Origin of the sequence: Isoptericola croceus (genome assembly GCF_029382255.1) — a bacterium.
Taxonomy (GTDB): domain Bacteria; phylum Actinomycetota; class Actinomycetes; order Actinomycetales; family Cellulomonadaceae; genus Isoptericola; species Isoptericola croceus.
This window is the reverse complement of the sequence record NZ_JARLLG010000474.1, coordinates 1-257: the sequence shown is the minus strand read 5'-3', so window position 1 is coordinate 257 and position 257 is coordinate 1. Positions and strand designations below refer to the sequence as shown.

1 protein-coding gene is annotated in these 257 nt (G+C 33.1%); it reads left to right on the top strand.

Going from position 1 to position 257, the window contains the following annotated elements:
- On the top strand, positions 1-257 hold a 257-nt coding region (locus PZC42_RS21890; protein ID WP_277214314.1), incomplete at both ends, for a hypothetical protein.

Sequence of the window (257 nt, the reverse complement as noted above, 5' to 3'; positions counted from 1 at the left end):
AAGAAAAAGACAACTTCCAATTTGCACTTGATATTGATGTATACTTTTCTGAAGATGCAGAAGAATCTTGGGCAAAAATGAAAGAAGCAGTAAAAGTGAGTTTATTCAAGCCTGAAATCTTGAGAGTTCATGGGTTAAAAGAAATTCAGGGATTTGATTTTGTCAAATACTTTACAGAATATTCAATGTCTGATCAATCTTGGATTATAAAGATGAGAGAAGCTGCAACAAAGATGCCAGATAATGTTGCTCGTTCT